Here is a 15,305-nt window from a genome sequence, read left to right as displayed (position 1 = left end):
CATCGCCCTCGTCAGGGCCGCGGGGGTGGCGATGAGGCGCGTGCCCAGCCTTCCAGGGCACGCCCCAGGCGCATGAGACCGTAGACCACAAAGGGCGTCAGCAACATCAGGCCGATGCCCCAGTCGCGGTTGTTGATCAGCCATACCAGTGGCAGTACCACCGCCATGGCGGCCAGGCCCCAGGTCACCACGGCGAGGATGAGTCGGGTTTGTGTCGTCATGGCGGGCTCCTCGCGTCGGGCTCGGCTAGCGATGGTTCAGTTGGCGATGATCTGGCGGTAGATGCCCGGCAGCGCCAGCGAGAGATGTTCGGGACGCTGGACGATGGCATAGCCGCCGCGGCCGAACAGGTGGGGGATGTAACGGCCCGCCTCGCGGTCGATGGTCACCCCGAACACCCGAACCTCCTGGCGACGCGCCTCGAGTACCGCCTTGCGGGTGTCCTCGATGCCATAGCGCCCCTCGTAGTAGTCGTTGTCGTTGGGCTTGCCGTCGGTCAGCAGCAGCAGCAGCCGATGCCGGTTGGGCCGTCCGGCCAGCTGACCGGACAGATGACGGATCGCCGGTCCCATGCGGGTATAGGAGCCCGGCTTGAGCGCGGCGATGCGTCGCGAGACGCCGTCGCCCATGGGCTCATCGAAGTCCTTTAGGGTATTGACCCACACCTTGTGGCGGCGCTGGGAGGTGAAGCTGTGGATGGCGTAGTCGTCGCCACAGCCGGCCAGACCGTGGCCCAGCACCAGCAGTGCCTCCTTGGCCACGTCCAGTACCCGGCGATCCTGCAGCCAGGCCTCGGTGGAGAGCGACACGTCGACCAGGATCGATACCGCCAGGTCGCGGGCCTGGGTGCGGCTGTCCAGGTAGAGCCGATCGCTGGACTCACCGGTGGCGGCCAGGTCGCAGCGCGAGCGAATCACCGCATCCATGTCGAGTTCGCTGCCGTCCAGCTGGCCGCGCAGTATCTCGCGACGCGGACGCAGGGCCTCGAATTCGCGGCGAACGCGGCGGATACGCCGCCGCGTCATCTCGTCTGGCCGCCAGTCTTCCCCCTCCTCGCTCTGCACGTCGCTGAGCACTACGCAGTGGTCCGGCAGGTAGGCCTGCTTGCGATGGTTCCACTCGGGATAGGTATGACGCCCCTTCAGCCGGCCACCGGTGGCCTCGTCCGGCGCCAGGTCGAGGTCGAGCTTGAACCGGGTGGCCGCCTTCTTGCGGTTGGGCGTGAGCACGATCTCGTCGATCTGGTCGGCGGCCTGCTTGGCATCCTCTTCCTCATCGTCGTCCACGAGGCGGTTGAGGTTTACCATTTCGGCCCAGGAGAGCATCTTCTCCATATTATTGAGCATCAGCGGGTCATCGCGGTCGGCCTGGTCCTGCTCGCGGCGGTCGGCCTTGCGCTTGCCCTGGTCGTCCTCCTGCGCGGAGGGCCCTGACGCCAGCTCCTCGTCGTCGTCCACCGTGGCCTCGCGGGCGCCGTCGCGGGTACCCAGGGTCACCGCCTGGCCCCATAGCGGCACCGGCAGCGGCGGGCGATAACCGCGCGGGGCACGGAAGTCGTCCAGGGGGAAGGTCTCCTCGCGGATGGCGCGCTGCATGGCCGTGGCCCAGGCCTCCTCGGGGTCGGGAGCACCCAGTTCGGCGCATAGCGCCGCTTCCAGGGCCGCTTCCATGGGCGGCAGACGCTTGCGCCGCGGACGAATGGCGAGCAGTTCGCCGCACAGGCGCACGTAGCGATCGGTCAGCCCCGGAAAGCGCGCCAGGGCGGCGCGCGCGGTGCGCCGCGCCTCGCGCAGGCGCTGCAGATCGGCCTGCAGCGGGTCCGCGGAAAGCGTCAGCGGCCGGGCCTCGGCCAGGAAGGCGGTGAGCCACAGGTAGAGGTCGCGGTTAAGGGCCGCCTCGGGGAACAGCGCCAGGCGCGGCGGCAGCAGCAGGTTCTCCTCGTCGCGGCGGGCCTGGTCAAGGTCCTCCTCGTCGAGCCCCAGGCGCTGACGCAGGCTCAGCCGGTGGGCGGAACCGCGCCGGGCGATGGCGGCCACCTCAAGGCCGGCTTCGCCGCCGCCGGCGCGAAAGAAGACGCCGAGCATGGGGCGCAGGCTCTCGAGGGTCACCGCTGCCTCGGGGTGATCCGGATAGCTTGCCGCCCCGGAGGCCCAGCGGTGCCAGAAGCGGCCGACGGTCTCCTCGACCTCAAGAAAGTCCAGCATGATCAAGCTCCCGGGTATCGAAAGGGGCTAATTACGCCCCCTTTCTCCCTCTTTTCCATGTGATACCTGATTAACCGAAGGTGGCCTGGATGGCTTCCATCAGCCCTTCCTGGACGTCCGCATCGTCGGAGAGCGGCTCCACCAGGGTGGCCCGGGCGGCATCGCGGATCGGCATGCCGGCTCGGATCAGGGTGGCGCAGTAGACCAGCAGGCGGGTAGAGACACCCTCCTCCAGGTCCTGGCCCTTCATGTCGCGCAGACTGGCCGCGAGGTTGACCAGGGCAGCGCACTGGTCGGCCGGCAGGCCGCTCTCGCGAGCCACGATATCGCGCTCTACCTGGGGCGGAGGAAAGTCGAAGGACATCGCCACGAAGCGCTGTCGGGTGCTCGGCTTCAACGACTTGAGAATGTGCTGGTAGCCGGGGTTGTAGGAAACCACCAGCATGAAATCGTCCGGCGCTTCGAGCAGCTCGCCGGTGCGCTCCAGCGGCAGCAGTCGCCGGTCGTCGGTCAGCGGGTGCATGACCACGGTGACGTCCTTGCGCGCCTCGACCACCTCGTCGAGGTAGCAGATGCCGCCCTCGCGAACGGCGCGCGTCAGAGGGCCGTCGACCCAGCGGGTCTCGCCGCCCTGCAGCAGGTAGCGCCCGGTGAGATCGGCGGCGGTCAGGTCATCGTGGCACGAAACGGTAAACAGTGGCTTGCCCAGCTTGGCCGCCATATGGCTGACGAAGCGAGTCTTGCCGCAGCCGGTCGGCCCCTTGAGCAGCAGCGGCAGGCGCTGCTGGAACGCCTGCTCGAACATGGCGCACTCGTTGCCGACGCTCTGATAGTAGGGAACCTCTTGCTCGCTGGCGTTGGCGGCCACGGAGGAAAGGGGCATGAGGATCACTCCCATGAGGATTAACGAAAGAGGGCCCCAGGTGGGGCCCTCGGGTGGTCAGGTGCGCTCGGGGCCCGCGGTCAGCTGGGTGCCACCGGCCGGCACCTGCTCGCGGGCCGGACCGAAGAAGGCGTAGAGCAACATCACCGCCCCGATGGCTACCGCCACGCCGGCGCCCAGGCGCATCAGGTAGAAGAGACCGAGCTGGTCCTGCACTTCCATGTAGTTCATGCCCAGCACGCGCTGCAGGTGGGTCTGAACCACCCCGGCGAAGGTCAGCGTGAAGGTCATGAAGCACATGGCACCGGTCATGATCCAGAAGCCCCACATGTTCAGCACCTGGTTATAGGGCTGCACGCGGCGCAACTGCGGCATGGCGAAGGTGATAACGCCGAGGATCAGCATCACGTAGGCCCCGTAGAAGGCCAGGTGGCCGTGGGCAGCGGTAACCTGGGTGCCGTGGCTGTAGTAGTTGATCCAGTGCAGGGTATGCATGAAGCCCCATACGCCGGCACCGAAGAAGGCCACGGTCGGGCACCCCAGGGCCCACAGCATGGCGGCCTTGTTGGGGTGGTTACGGCTGCCTTTCCAGAACATGGTGAAGGCGAACACCACCATGGCGAAGAAGGGGATCACTTCCAGAGTGGAGAAGATGCTGCCGATGGGCTGCCAGTAGCTCGGCGCACCGATCCAGTAGTAGTGGTGCCCGGTACCCAGCAGGCCCGAGAAGAGCGACAGGCCGACGATGATATACAGCCACTTCTCGATCACTTCGCGGTCGACACCGGTCATCTTGATCAGCAGGTAGCCCAGCAGCGCCGCCATGATCAGCTCCCAGACGCCCTCGACCCAGAGGTGCACCACCCACCACCAGTAGAGCTTGTCCACGGCGAGGTTGCTGGGGTTATAGAAGGCGAACAGCCAGAACACCGCGGCCAGCCACAGGCCCAGCATCAGCACCAGGTTGATCGCCGTCCGGCGCCCCTTGAGCAGGGTCATGCTGGTGTTGAACAGGAACATCAGGAAGGAGATGGTGATCAGCACCTTGACCCAGAACGGCTGCTCCAGGAACTCGCGCCCCTCGTGGATCCCGAACTGGTAGCCCACCAGCGCCGCGGCGCCGGCGAAGGCAAACATCGCCAGCTGGATGTAGGCGATGGTCGGACTGTGGATCTCCTGCTCGGCCTCTTCCGGCATCAGGTAGTAGGTGCAGCCCATGAAGCCAAGCAGCAGCCAGACGATCAGCAGGTTGGTATGGCTGACGCGCATGATGTTGAAGGGCATCAGCTCGGCCATGAAGTTGGGCCAGGCATAGACGGTGGCGGCCAGCAGCCCGAAGACCACCTGCAGCGCGAAGAGCGCCATGGCCACCATGAAGAATGGCAGCGCCACCTTCTGGGTTTCGTATTTCATTGGTGTCGTTCTCCTTGATTCATCCCGGTCCGGCGATCCGGCGGTCCGGTGGTTCGGCGTTCAGGCGACTCAGCCGGCGGGATGCGGCGGCCAGTCCTGGTCGTCGATACCGTCGGTCCACTCCAGGAAGTCGATCAGCGCGTTCATCTCCTCGTCACTGAAGTCGTAGGCCGGCATCTGGCGGCGACCCTCGGCCCCCAGCGGCTGGGCGCGAATCCAGGCGGCGAGACCCGCCCGGGCCGCCTCCGGATTATCGTGCCCCCCGTAGCGCTCCCAGACATTGCCAAGCTCCGGCGCGAAGTAGGCGCCCTCGCCCATGATGCTGTGGCAGTTGATGCACATGTTCTTTTCCCAGACGTGCTTGCCTTCCACGACCGACTCGGTGAGCCCTTCGCTGTCGGTGGACGTGTTGACCATGTACCAGTGGCTGTGGGCCGTCAGCGCGGCAAACAGCAGAAAGAAGAACAGCGACCCGCCATAGAAGATGTTGCGGGCCGCCGACTTGGTGAGACCATCGGCCATGGACCATACCCCCTTGCTCGTGTGGCAGTTCCGCCGCCTTCATGGCAAGCGGCCCTGCATCTCTTTTTAAGATGTATAGCAGATACTTGTTAAGCGTAGCAGGAGAGCACGGGGTAGGGCTTTGACGCCGGTCAATTTCCGGGAAGGGAAGGCAGGCGACAGCCGAACAGGCTGCCGCCCGGGAGACGGCTCAGTGGCCGAGGATCTGACTGAGGAACAGCTGGGTGCGTTCGGATCTGGGATGGTTGAAGAAGGTCTCGGGAGGCGCTTGCTCGATGATCTGCCCCTGGTCCATGAAGATGACCCGATCGGCCACGGTCTTGGCGAAGCCCATCTCGTGGGTCACGCAGAGCATGGTCATGCCTTCGCGGGCCAGCTCGACCATGACGTCGAGCACCTCCTTGATCATCTCGGGGTCCAGCGCCGACGTCGGTTCGTCGAAGAGCATCACCTCCGGCTGCATGCACAGCGCCCGGGCGATGGCCACCCGCTGTTGCTGACCGCCAGAAAGCTGGCCCGGATACTTGCGAGCCTGATCGGCAATCTGCACCCGCTCGAGAATCTCCATCGCCGTGCGCTCGGCCTCGGCACGCGGCTTCTTCTGCACCCAGGTCTGGGAGATGCAGCAGTTGTCCAGCACGCTCAGATGGGGAAAGAGATTGAAGTGCTGGAACACCATGCCGACGTTGCGACGGATCTGCTCGATGCGTTTCACGTCGCGGGTCATGGGCAGGCCATTGACCACGATGCGCCCTTCCTGATGCTCCTCGAGGTGGTTGATGCAGCGAATCAGCGTCGACTTGCCCGAGCCGGAGGGGCCGCAGATGACGATGCGTTCGCCCTGCGCCACCGTCAGATCGATGTCGCGCAGCACGTGGAAGTCGCCATACCACTTGTTGAGCCCGGTGATCTCGATCATGGGCGAATCGGCCCGGGCGGTGTTTGCCTGGTTCATGACAGGGTTCCCTTCGTGGTAATCAGTTGCGGTGGCCGGTGTGCAGGCGCCGTTCGATATGCTGGCTGTAGCGCGACATGCTGAAGCAGAACACCCAGAACACCAGGGCGGCGAAGACATAGCCCTCGGTGGCGAAGCCCAGCCAGTCGCTGTCGGTCAGCCCCGAGCGAATGATCGCCAGCAGATCGAAGAGCCCGATGATCAGCACCAGCGAAGTGTCCTTGAACAGCGCAATGAAGGTGTTGACGATGCCGGGGATGACCAGCTTGAGCGCCTGGGGCAGCACGATCAGTCCCATGCGTTGCCAGTAGCCCATGCCCATCGCCTTGGCCGCCTCCTCCTGCCCGCTCGGGACGGCCTGCAGGCCGCCGCGAACTACCTCGGCCATGTAGGCGCTCCAGAAGAACATGATGCCCACCAGGGCCCTAAGAAGTTTGTCGAACTCCACCTGGGTGGGCACGAACAGCGGCAGCATGACCGAGGCCATGAAGAGCACGGTGATCAGCGGCACGCCGCGCCAGAACTCGATGAACACCACGCAGAAACCTCGCACCAGCGGCATCTGCGAACGCCGTCCCAGCGCCAGCACCACCCCGATGGGCAAGGAGCCGACGATCCCCACAGTGGCAATGGTCAGGGTCAGCATCACGCCGCCCCAGTTGCCGGTCGGCACATGTTCCAGCCCGAACGCGCCCCCTACCAGCAGAAAGAAGGCAATGACGGGAAAGGCGACCATGGCGAAGAGCCCCACCCAGCGCTTGGCGGGCAGGCGTGGAATCACCAGCCAAGCCACCAGCACGGCCATCAGCAGGAACACCAGATCCACCCGCCAGCGCGCCGCCTCGGGGTAGAAGCCATAGACAATCGACTCGAAGCGGGCACTGATGAAGACCCAGCAGGCCCCCTCGCCGCTGCACGCCTCACGGGAATTGCCCAGCCAGTCGGCCTGAATGACCGCCCATTGCAGCGCGGGCCAGAGCAACATGGCCAGCAGCACGGCGGTCACGATGGTAACGGCGCCATTGAGCGGGGTATTGAAGAGATTGGCCCGCAGCCAACCGACCATGCCGCGGCGCAGATCGGGCGGGCGGCGCGCGGCGACCATCTCGGTCACGGTGTTGGTATCCACCATCTCAGCGCTCCTTGAGTAGCGTGCGCGCGTTGTAGAGGTTCATCAGCAACGACACCACCAGGTTGATCAGCAGATAGACGGCCATGGTCATGGCAACGATCTCGATGGCCTGCCCCGTCACGTTCAGCGCTGTGCCGGCAAATACCGCGACCAGATCCGGGTAGCCGATGGCGGTGGCCAGCGAGGAGTTCTTGATCAGGTTGAGGTGCTGGCTGGTCAGCTGCGGCACGATCACCCGCATCGCCTGGGGTATCACCACCTTGCGCAGGATGATACCGCCGGGCAGGCTCAGCGCCTTCGCGGCCTCGACCTGCCCCTGGGGCACCGACTGAATGCCCGAACGCACGATCTCGGCGATGAAGGAGGCCGTATAGATGGAGAGCGCCAGCCATAGCGCCATCAGCTCGGGCAGCACCGTCACGCCACCCTGGAAATTGAAGCCCTTGAGCTCGGGAATCGACCACTCAAGCGGCATGCCCGTGGCGACAAACACCACCGCCGGCAGACCGATCAGCAACAGCGCCCCCAGCTTGAAGACCGGTAGCGGTCGGCCGGTGCGCGCCTGGCGCCGCTTGGCGAAACGCACCAGCCCCCAGGTAGCGATCACCGCCACCAGCAGCGCCCAGGGGGTGGCGGCAAAGCCGCTCAGCGGCTGCGGGTCGGGGAGCACCACGCCACGCACGTTGAGGAAGATCGCCTCGAACAGCGAATGGCTGTTGCGCGGACTGGGCAGGGCCTGCAGCACCGCAAAGTACCAGAACAGGATCTGCACCAGCAGCGGAATATTGCGGAAGATCTCCACATAGGCGGTGGCCAGGCGGGCCAGCAGCCAATTGGGCGACAGCCGGGCAATGCCCACGGCGAAGCCGATCAGGGTCGCCGCCACGATGCCCATGGCGGACACCAGCAGGGTATTGAGCAAGCCCACCAAGAACGTGCGGGCATAGGTGCTGTCGCCGGAGTATTCGATCAGGGTCTGGGGAATGGAGAAGCCGGCCCGGTCCTGAAGGAAGCCGAAGCCGGTGGTAATACCCCGGGCCTCGAGGTTGGCCATGGTGTTCGACACCACCATGACGATGAATGCTCCCAGCGCCAATAGCAGGATGCCCTGCACCAGCAGGGCGCGGAAGGTGGGGTCACGCCACAGCGGCCCCTGCTCCCGTGAAGAAGAACGCAGCATATCGAGCCTCGCAGACGTACCCGAAGCGGCACCACGCATGTCGCCATGCGTGGTGCCCCGTCATTGGACGTTCAGGATGGATCAGCGAATCGGCGGAGCGTAAAGGATGCCGCCTTCGTCCCACAGCGCATTCACGCCGCGGCTGATCTGCATGGGGGAGTCAGTGCCCACCGTGCTGGCGAACACCTCACCGTAGTTCCCCACCTGCTTGATGATCTGGTAGGACCAGTCCTTGTCGACTCCCAGCTGCTCGCCGTAGTTGCCATCCACACCCAGCAGGCGTGCCACCTGGGGATTGGACGGGTTGGCCTGCATGTCGTCGACGTTGTCGCGGTTCACGCCGAGTTCCTCGGCATTGATCATGGCAAAGATCGACCACTGAACGATATCCAGCCACTGGTCATCGCCCTGGCGCACCACGGGACCGAGGGGCTCCTTGGAGATCAGCGTCTCGAGAATCTCGACACTGTCCGGCTCGGGAAGCTGCAGGCGCAGGGCGCTGAGCTGGGAGGTATCGGAGGTCAGGATATCGCAGCGGCCGCTGGCGAACCCCTGGGCGGTCTGATCGGGGGTATCGAAGGTCACGGTCTGGATATCGATGCCGCGGGAGGGGAAGTAGTCAGCCAGGTTGAGCTCGTGGGTGGTACCGGACTGGATGCAGATCGAGGCGCCATCGAACTGCTCGGGGCCCTCGATGCCCAGATCCTTGGCCACCATGAACCCCTGGCCGTCATAGAAGGTCGTGGCGGTGAAGTTCAGGCCCAGCGAATTGTCGCGCGTCGCGGTCCAGGTGGTATTGCGCGACAGGACGTCGATTTCGCCGGACTGCAGGGCGGTGAAGCGCTCCTTGGCCGTCAGCGGCGTGAAGGAGACCGCGTCCGCGTCTCCTAGCACCGCAGCAGCGATACCCCGGCAGGTCTCCACATCGAGCCCCTGCCAGGTGCCCTCCTGGTCGGGCGATGAGAACCCGGAAAGGCCCACGTTGACGCCACAGCGAAGCTCGCCACGCTCCTTGACTTCGTCCAGTGTCGCCGCCGAGGCGGATGAGATCATGCCAACGCAGAGCGCGGCAGCAGAAAAAGAGAGCAGTGTCTTGTTGTTGTACCGCATGAAACGACTCCAGGTCTGTTATGTCAAAGATTGCTAAGGCAACGACTTTGAAACTAACAGACCTCTGCGTCGTGGCGCCAGAAAGAGATTAAACGCTTGTCCCAGCGACCCGAGGGCCGCCGGGGGGATCAGGATTCGGTAATGTCCTCGATCCAGGTCAGGGCCGCGACACCGCTGGGCAGCCCAAGCGTGGGGATGGCCAGCATGGCCACCTGCTTGAGCGCTTCGGCGGACTCGCCCTCCTCCAGGCCGCGGCGCACATGCGAGTGCACGGCGCCCTCGGAGCGCGCGCCCACGGCCAGCGCCAGCTTGACCAGGCGGCGGGTGCGCGCGTCCAGCGGACCGGCTTCGGCACAGACGCGGCCCAGCTCGGCGTAGGCGTTCCAGACATCGGGATACTGCTCGGCTACCTCGCCGGCGCCGGAGGGAAGGTCCTGTTTCGACATGAGATTATCCTTCTTCGGAAGAGTGGTCAGAACAGTGTAGGCGAGCCACGACGCCCACTGCATCACGCCAGCCAGGAAAGCGGGCTATGACGGATGGCCGCGCCCAACATGTAGGCGAAGGTGAGGACCGCTGCCAGGGCGGCAATGGCTCTCGCCCGCGGTGTCCGGCCGCGCTTGATCGCCAGCGTACCCAGGCCGATATAGGCCAGCAAGGCGATCAGCTTGGCGGCCAGCCAGGGATGCTGATGGGGCCACAGCGAGAGCATTACCATCAGCACCACGCCCAGTACCAGCAGGGTGGTATCGATAAGATGCGGCACCACCCTCACCCAGCGCGCCTTGAGCACCGCCGCCTCGCGCACCGACCACCAGGCCCTCAGCATGAAGAAGAGCAGACTCAGGGAGGCGGCAGTGACGTGAAGGTGCTTGATAAGCGCATAGTGTTCGATCATGGCGCGCGCTCCGGATCGTGCCTAGCCGTCCTTGCCGTCGGCTCGGGCCGACAGCAGGGGCCCCACATAGTGGAACAGGAAGATCAGGTAGGCCAGGCACCAGAAGATGATGCCCAGGTTGTAGGTCCAGTGGGTGATCTGCGGGAAGAGCGCCAGCACCGGCGAGCGCAGCAGGGCCGCGGCAACCATCAGTCCCAGCGCCACCCCGATACCCGGCAGGGTACGAATGGGACGCGCCGTATGGCCCAGCGAGACCCGCGACATCATCGCCAGCATCATGGTCCCCATGCCGCCGATGGTCAGGGCGTGCAGCGCGGCGTCGGCGCGGTCGCCGGTGAACAGTGCCAGCGACCACATGGCCAGGCCCAGGGGGATGAAGGCATAGCTCAGGTGCAGCCCCCAGAGCAGCGGCTCGCGCCAGCTATGCAGCCCTCCCCAGCGCGACAGGCGCACGGCGTTGGCCAGGGCGGCCAGGCCCATCAGGGCGGCCAGCAGGGGAGCGGGCACCGCCACGCCGAGCATCACCAGCAGTTGGCCCAGCACCACCGCCATCATGCTGCCCAGGCTCAGGGTCTCCAGGGCCGGGATCGGCGGCTTGCGGGTCAACCCCAGGCGGTTGGCGGTGAACATGGCGATCACCCGACCGCCCACCACCACCATTAGCAGGGTGACCAGCAGCACCGCCAGGTAGGCAGCCTGGCGAATCAGCTCGGCGTTGCCGTTCAGCACCCCGAGATGCATGGCCAGGTTGGCCAGGACCAGCAGCCCCAGGGCGGGAAGGAACACCAGATTGCGCCAGCGCTTGGCGGCGATCACCAATCGCGCCACGACGCCCGCCACCAGCGGCAGGAACGCCAGGTCGACCAGCGCCGGCAGCCAGGCTGGCAGGCCCATGGGAAAGGCCATCAGGATTCGCCCGGCCAGCCAGACCCCGACCAGCGCCAGCAGAGGGCCGCCTTTAATGCTGGACAGCCCGGTCCAGTTCTGCACGGCGGTGAGCAGAAAACCGGCCACCACGGCGGCGACGAAACCGAACAGCATCTCGTGCTGGTGCCAGAACATCAGCCCGCCAACGGGGCGCAGCAGGATATCGCCATGCCAGAAGGCGAACCACACCCCCAGCGAGAGCACACTGAACAGCGCGGCCAGCAGGAAGAAGGGCCGGAACGCCAGTCGCGCCAACGGCAGGCGCGACAGCGTGGAGGAGCGAACGGCGGAAGAGGAGGTCGATTGCATGGCGCCATACCTGACTAAAACACTAGGTTATGGCCATTGTGCCCCACTCCCGACGCGCCTTCCATGACAGGTATCAAGAATACTTCTTATGGTGTCTCAGTGGCTGGTGCCCTCCTCATACCGCGTCTTGTTCCAGACGTTGTACTTGCCGGAGGGCTTGCTCATGGGAATGCGTTGCTCCTCCTCCAGGGTATCGCCGTCATAGACGATCACCGCGCCATCCTCCTCCCAGAGGCTGAGCAGCAGCTTGTCGCCATGGCGGTCGAACTCCACGTGGGCAGCGGTCTTGCCGGGCTCGGGGATCAGCGTCTCGACGATCTCGAGGCTCGCCTTGTCGATGACGTGCACCCGGTCGCGGTTGGGGCCGAAGAAGACGTCCGCCCAGACGAAGGGCGAGTTGGCGTGGCTGCGCATGAAGAAGCCGGGGCCGTCGGTCTCTAGGGTCTTGATCACCGACCAGTCCGTCATGTCGATGATCGAGACCGCTGCGCGCGTCAGGTGGGGCGTGGCCATGACGCGACGCCCTTCGTGCTCCCAGGTAATGCCCGACCCGAGATGGGGCATCCCCTCGAGCGGAAGGTCGGCCACCTTCTCGCCGCTATCCAGGTTGATCACCATGCCGCCCTGGCCGTCACTCTCACTACCTCGGGAGGCGCCGATCACGTGGTCGTACTCGAGGTCGAAGAAGAAGTCGTCCAGGTAGTCGGGCACCGCGATGCGCCGCACCTGGAAGTTCGGCGTGTCATGCCCGCGGTGCTGCTCAAGCGGCGTCGCCATATGACCGGTGGAGACCACCGGCTCGGCGGGTAGCGGCCAGGGAATCTCCCACACCTCCTCGAGATCCTTGAGCGCGGCGATGAAGCTGCCCCGCGGCGGCGCGGCATAGACGGCGCTGACCCGCGAACTCTCGCCCTCTTCGCTCACCACCGGATAGACCTTCATCAGGTCCAGGTTGTGGGCGTCGAACAGGACCAGGCTATGAGGCAGGTAGTTGGCGGCCATCACGTAGCGACCGTCGCCGGAGACGGCGATATTGCGCATGTTGATGCCCGCGCGCACCTCGGCCACCACCTCCATGTTGTAGATGTCGTACTTGGTGATCCAGCCGTCCCGGGAGCCGAAGAAGACATGGCGACCGTCGGGTGTGAACTTGGGCCCACCATGCAAGGCATAGCGCGTCTCGAAGCGATGGAGACGCTCGAAAGTATCGCCGTCGAGCAGGCTGGCATGGTGATCGCCGGTCTCCACCACGATGAACAGGTTGAGCGGGTCGGCGTCGAAGCGCGGCACATCCGGCAGTGACCCATCCGGATGGATGACCTCGTGGCTGGCGAGGATCTCGTCACGCCCCCAGCGGGGTTCGACCTCGGGCGGACGGTAGATCCACTCGGCCAGTGAGGTGATGTCCGCCTCATCGAGCTGATCGCCGAAGGCCGGCATCTGGCTGGCCGGTCGACCGTCGCGGATCACCGCCTCAGCGGCCTGTGGGGTGAGGCGCGAGAGGTTGCCCGGCAGTAGCGCCGGGCCAATACCGCCCAGACGCTGCTCGCCATGGCAGGACGCACACTGGGCCTGATAGAGCGCACGGGGTTCATCGGCCACGACCGGCGCGATAGCCGCGACCAGCAGCGCCGCCGACAGGACCCGCCGTGACATTCCGGGAAATATGACGCGTTTCACAGGGCAATCCGCTCCGGCACCAGTTCCAGGGTCTCGCCCTCGGCGAAGGTCGGCTCCTCGGGAGCTGGCTGAGCCAGGGTGTCGGCCAGGCGCACCACCTCGCCGACCACGATCAGGGTGGGTGGCTTCAGCCCCTCCCGGGCGATGGTCTCGACCAGCTCGCCCAGGCAGGTAATCACCTGGCGCTGCTCGGGAGTGGTCCCCCGCTCCACCAGGGCGACCGGGTGGTCTGCGGGCAGGCCGTGATTCTGCAGCTGCCGACTGATCAGCTCGGCGTTGGCCAGCCCCATGTAAAAGACCGCCGTGTGATGTGGCACCGCCAGCGACGTCCAGTCCAGGGCCAGGTCGCCGTCACCCTTGCAGTGGCCGGTAACGAAGGTGACGCTCTGGGCATGGTCGCGATGGGTCAGCGGGAAGCCGCCGTAGGCCGCACAGCCCTGGGCGGAAGTGATGCCCGGCACCACCCGAAAGTGGATGCCGTGGCCGATCAGCTCCTCGGCCTCCTCGCCGCCGCGACCGAAGATGTAAGGGTCGCCGCCCTTGAGGCGCACCACCCGCTTGCCCTCCTCGGCCAGACGAACCAGCAGGGCATTGGTCTCGTCCTGGGTCAGGGCATGACAGCGCGAGGCCTTGCCCACGTAGAAGCGCCGGGCCTTGGGGTTTGCCAGGGCCAGCACCTCCTTGGAGACCAGGCGGTCGAAGACCAGGCAGTCGGCCTGTTCGAGCAGCGACAGGGCACGCAGGGTCAGAAGGCCGGGGTCACCGGGCCCGGCACCGACGATGGCCACCTCGCCGGGGGCCAGGGGAGACTCGGCGAGATCATAGGAAATGCGACGTGACGGCATGGCGGAGCTCCTCGCAAGCCTTACGGGATTTCGACGGCCTGGATGGCCTCATAGGGTGGGGAGACATAGGGGGCAGAGATACGGCGCTCGCTCTCGTCGGCAACCCCGATCTCCTGGTTGGTCAGATAGCAGCCGGGATCCTCTTCCCAGGGGTCGCCGCTGACCTTCCAGGCGCGCACCCGGGTATTGCCATTGCAGATCGCCAAGTAGCGGCACTCGCCGCAGCGCCCCTTGACCGGTCGCGGGCGCTGGCGCATGCCCAACATCATGGGATCTTGGGTATCTCGCCAGATCGCGGAGAAAGGCCGCTCACGGACACTACCCAGGTCGTGGTCCCACCAGAAGGTGTCGGGATGGACATTGCCCAGGTTGTCGATGTTGGCGATGTTCTCGCCGGAGGCATTGCCGCCCCAGTTGGTCAGCCGCTGCTCCAGCGCCGGGGCCTGCTCGGGGAAGTGCTCCCAGGCCCACATCAGCAGGAAGGGACCGTCGGCATCATTGTTGCCGGTAACGTACTCGCGCTCCACGCCGCGCTCGAGTTCATCGCGGCAGTGATCGAACAGCCGGGTCATGGCATCGCGGGTCATGCGATACCAGGCGTCCTGCTTGCTGTGGCGCCGGCCGCGGCCGCCATAGTTGAGGTGCGAGAGGTAGAACTTGTCGACGTCGTGCTCCTCGAGCAGCGCCAGGATGTCACCGAGCTGCTCGTAGTTCTCGCGCGTCAGGGTGAAGCGCAGTCCGACCTTGATGCCGCGCTCCTTGCACAGCCTCACCGCGTGCATCGACTCGCGAAAGGCGCCCTTCCGCTGGCGGATGACGTCATGGGTCGCCTCCAGGCCGTCGATGCTGATCCCCACGTAGTCGTAGCCGACCTCGGCGATTTGATCGATGTTCGCCTCGGTGATCAGGGTGCCGTTGGTGGAGAGGCCGGTGTAGATACCCAGTTCGCGGGAGCGATGCGAGAGCTCGAAGATGTCGGGACGCATCAGCGGCTCGCCGCCGGAGAGGATCAGCGCCGGCACCCGAAAGCCGTGCAGGTCATCGAGCACCGCGTGGGCCTCGGCGGTGGACAGCTCGCCGGCAAAGTCGATATCTGCCGAGGTGGTGTAGCAGTGCTTGCAGGTCAGGTTGCAGCGGCGAATCAGGTTCCAGATCACCACCGGGCCGGGCGGCTTGCGCGCCGGCGGCACCGGGGCCGGTTCCATCAGGCTCTTGATATAGCGGGTGACGCGGAACATGGCGTTCTC

15 protein-coding genes are annotated in these 15,305 nt (G+C 65.6%); all 15 read right to left on the bottom strand.

Going from position 1 to position 15,305, the window contains the following annotated elements; genetic code table 11:
* Positions 1-11: 11 nt before the first annotated feature.
* Positions 12-221, bottom strand: coding sequence for a hypothetical protein (locus FHR95_RS07885; protein ID WP_183313991.1), 210 nt, complete (start codon positions 219-221; stop codon positions 12-14).
* A gap of 36 nt (positions 222-257) precedes the next feature.
* Entirely contained in the window at positions 258-2,204 is a 1,947-nt protein-coding gene (locus tag FHR95_RS07880) for a nitric oxide reductase activation protein NorD (RefSeq protein ID WP_183313990.1), read from the bottom strand.
* Positions 2,205-2,274: 70 nt separating this feature from the next.
* Positions 2,275-3,087, bottom strand: coding sequence for a CbbQ/NirQ/NorQ/GpvN family protein (locus FHR95_RS07875; RefSeq protein WP_040183457.1), 813 nt, complete (start codon positions 3,085-3,087; stop codon positions 2,275-2,277).
* A gap of 57 nt (positions 3,088-3,144) precedes the next feature.
* The gene (locus tag FHR95_RS07870; protein ID WP_040183458.1) at positions 3,145-4,500 is read right to left on the bottom strand and encodes a cbb3-type cytochrome c oxidase subunit I; all 1,356 of its coding nucleotides are present in this window, start codon (positions 4,498-4,500) and stop codon (positions 3,145-3,147) included.
* Positions 4,501-4,569: 69 nt separating this feature from the next.
* A complete protein-coding gene (locus FHR95_RS07865; protein WP_040183459.1) occupies positions 4,570-5,022 on the bottom strand; it encodes a c-type cytochrome in 453 nt (150 codons plus the stop codon).
* A gap of 190 nt (positions 5,023-5,212) precedes the next feature.
* Positions 5,213-5,941 (bottom strand): amino acid ABC transporter ATP-binding protein, encoded by a 729-nt coding sequence (locus FHR95_RS07860; protein WP_183314094.1) that lies wholly within the window; start codon positions 5,939-5,941, stop codon positions 5,213-5,215.
* 58 nt (positions 5,942-5,999) lie between these two features.
* Complete coding sequence (locus FHR95_RS07855; RefSeq protein ID WP_181243509.1) at positions 6,000-7,109, bottom strand: amino acid ABC transporter permease; 1,110 nt, start codon at positions 7,107-7,109, stop codon at positions 6,000-6,002.
* A gap of 1 nt (position 7,110) precedes the next feature.
* On the bottom strand, positions 7,111-8,289 hold the full coding sequence (locus FHR95_RS07850) for an amino acid ABC transporter permease (RefSeq protein ID WP_040183461.1): 1,179 nt from the start codon (positions 8,287-8,289) through the stop codon (positions 7,111-7,113).
* Between the two features lie 81 nt (positions 8,290-8,370).
* Positions 8,371-9,399, bottom strand: a complete 1,029-nt coding sequence (locus tag FHR95_RS07845; RefSeq protein WP_183313989.1) for an amino acid ABC transporter substrate-binding protein — start codon at positions 9,397-9,399, stop codon at positions 8,371-8,373.
* Positions 9,400-9,527: 128 nt separating this feature from the next.
* Positions 9,528-9,845, bottom strand: a complete 318-nt coding sequence (locus FHR95_RS07840; protein ID WP_183313988.1) for a carboxymuconolactone decarboxylase family protein — start codon at positions 9,843-9,845, stop codon at positions 9,528-9,530.
* 62 nt (positions 9,846-9,907) lie between these two features.
* A complete protein-coding gene (locus FHR95_RS07835) occupies positions 9,908-10,297 on the bottom strand; it encodes a SirB2 family protein (protein WP_221199261.1) in 390 nt (129 codons plus the stop codon).
* A 21-nt stretch (positions 10,298-10,318) separates the two neighbouring features.
* The gene (locus FHR95_RS07830; RefSeq protein WP_183313987.1) at positions 10,319-11,533 is read right to left on the bottom strand and encodes an NnrS family protein; all 1,215 of its coding nucleotides are present in this window, start codon (positions 11,531-11,533) and stop codon (positions 10,319-10,321) included.
* Between the two features lie 96 nt (positions 11,534-11,629).
* Positions 11,630-13,213: a cytochrome D1 domain-containing protein gene (locus tag FHR95_RS07825; RefSeq protein ID WP_343065198.1), complete on the bottom strand. Its 1,584-nt coding sequence runs from the start codon at positions 13,211-13,213 to the stop codon at positions 11,630-11,632.
* On the bottom strand, positions 13,210-14,058 hold the full coding sequence (gene cobA, locus FHR95_RS07820) for a uroporphyrinogen-III C-methyltransferase (protein WP_183313986.1): 849 nt from the start codon (positions 14,056-14,058) through the stop codon (positions 13,210-13,212). Before cobA ends, FHR95_RS07825 begins: the two co-directional genes overlap by 4 nt.
* Before the next feature lie 20 nt (positions 14,059-14,078).
* On the bottom strand, positions 14,079-15,296 hold the full coding sequence (gene nirJ, locus FHR95_RS07815; protein WP_183313985.1) for a heme d1 biosynthesis radical SAM protein NirJ: 1,218 nt from the start codon (positions 15,294-15,296) through the stop codon (positions 14,079-14,081).
* Positions 15,297-15,305: the final 9 nt, after the last annotated feature.

Source organism: Halomonas fontilapidosi (assembly GCF_014192285.1).
Classification (GTDB): Bacteria; Pseudomonadota; Gammaproteobacteria; order Pseudomonadales; family Halomonadaceae; genus Halomonas; species Halomonas fontilapidosi.
Note: the sequence above shows the minus strand (reverse complement) of the source record. Positions and strands in the feature narration are given on the sequence as shown.

Excerpts from the sequence above, each read along its gene's own strand:
- FHR95_RS07840 (WP_183313988.1), bottom strand. The coding sequence starts at position 9,845 with ATGTCGAAACAGGACCTTCCCTCCGGCGCCGGCGAGGTAGCCGAGCAG.
- FHR95_RS07875 (WP_040183457.1), bottom strand. The coding sequence starts at position 3,087 with ATGCCCCTTTCCTCCGTGGCCGCCAACGCCAGCGAGCAAGAGGTTCCC.
- cobA (WP_183313986.1), bottom strand. The coding sequence starts at position 14,058 with ATGCCGTCACGTCGCATTTCCTATGATCTCGCCGAGTCTCCCCTGGCC.
- nirJ (WP_183313985.1), bottom strand. The coding sequence starts at position 15,296 with ATGTTCCGCGTCACCCGCTATATCAAGAGCCTGATGGAACCGGCCCCG.
- FHR95_RS07855 (WP_181243509.1), bottom strand. The coding sequence starts at position 7,109 with ATGGTGGATACCAACACCGTGACCGAGATGGTCGCCGCGCGCCGCCCG.
- FHR95_RS07835 (WP_221199261.1), bottom strand. The coding sequence starts at position 10,297 with ATGATCGAACACTATGCGCTTATCAAGCACCTTCACGTCACTGCCGCC.
- FHR95_RS07885 (WP_183313991.1), bottom strand. The coding sequence starts at position 221 with ATGACGACACAAACCCGACTCATCCTCGCCGTGGTGACCTGGGGCCTG.
- FHR95_RS07860 (WP_183314094.1), bottom strand. The coding sequence starts at position 5,941 with ATGATCGAGATCACCGGGCTCAACAAGTGGTATGGCGACTTCCACGTG.
- FHR95_RS07830 (WP_183313987.1), bottom strand. The coding sequence starts at position 11,533 with ATGCAATCGACCTCCTCTTCCGCCGTTCGCTCCTCCACGCTGTCGCGC.
- FHR95_RS07850 (WP_040183461.1), bottom strand. The coding sequence starts at position 8,289 with ATGCTGCGTTCTTCTTCACGGGAGCAGGGGCCGCTGTGGCGTGACCCC.
- FHR95_RS07845 (WP_183313989.1), bottom strand. The coding sequence starts at position 9,399 with ATGCGGTACAACAACAAGACACTGCTCTCTTTTTCTGCTGCCGCGCTC.
- FHR95_RS07865 (WP_040183459.1), bottom strand. The coding sequence starts at position 5,022 with ATGGCCGATGGTCTCACCAAGTCGGCGGCCCGCAACATCTTCTATGGC.
- FHR95_RS07880 (WP_183313990.1), bottom strand. The coding sequence starts at position 2,204 with ATGCTGGACTTTCTTGAGGTCGAGGAGACCGTCGGCCGCTTCTGGCAC.
- FHR95_RS07870 (WP_040183458.1), bottom strand. The coding sequence starts at position 4,500 with ATGAAATACGAAACCCAGAAGGTGGCGCTGCCATTCTTCATGGTGGCC.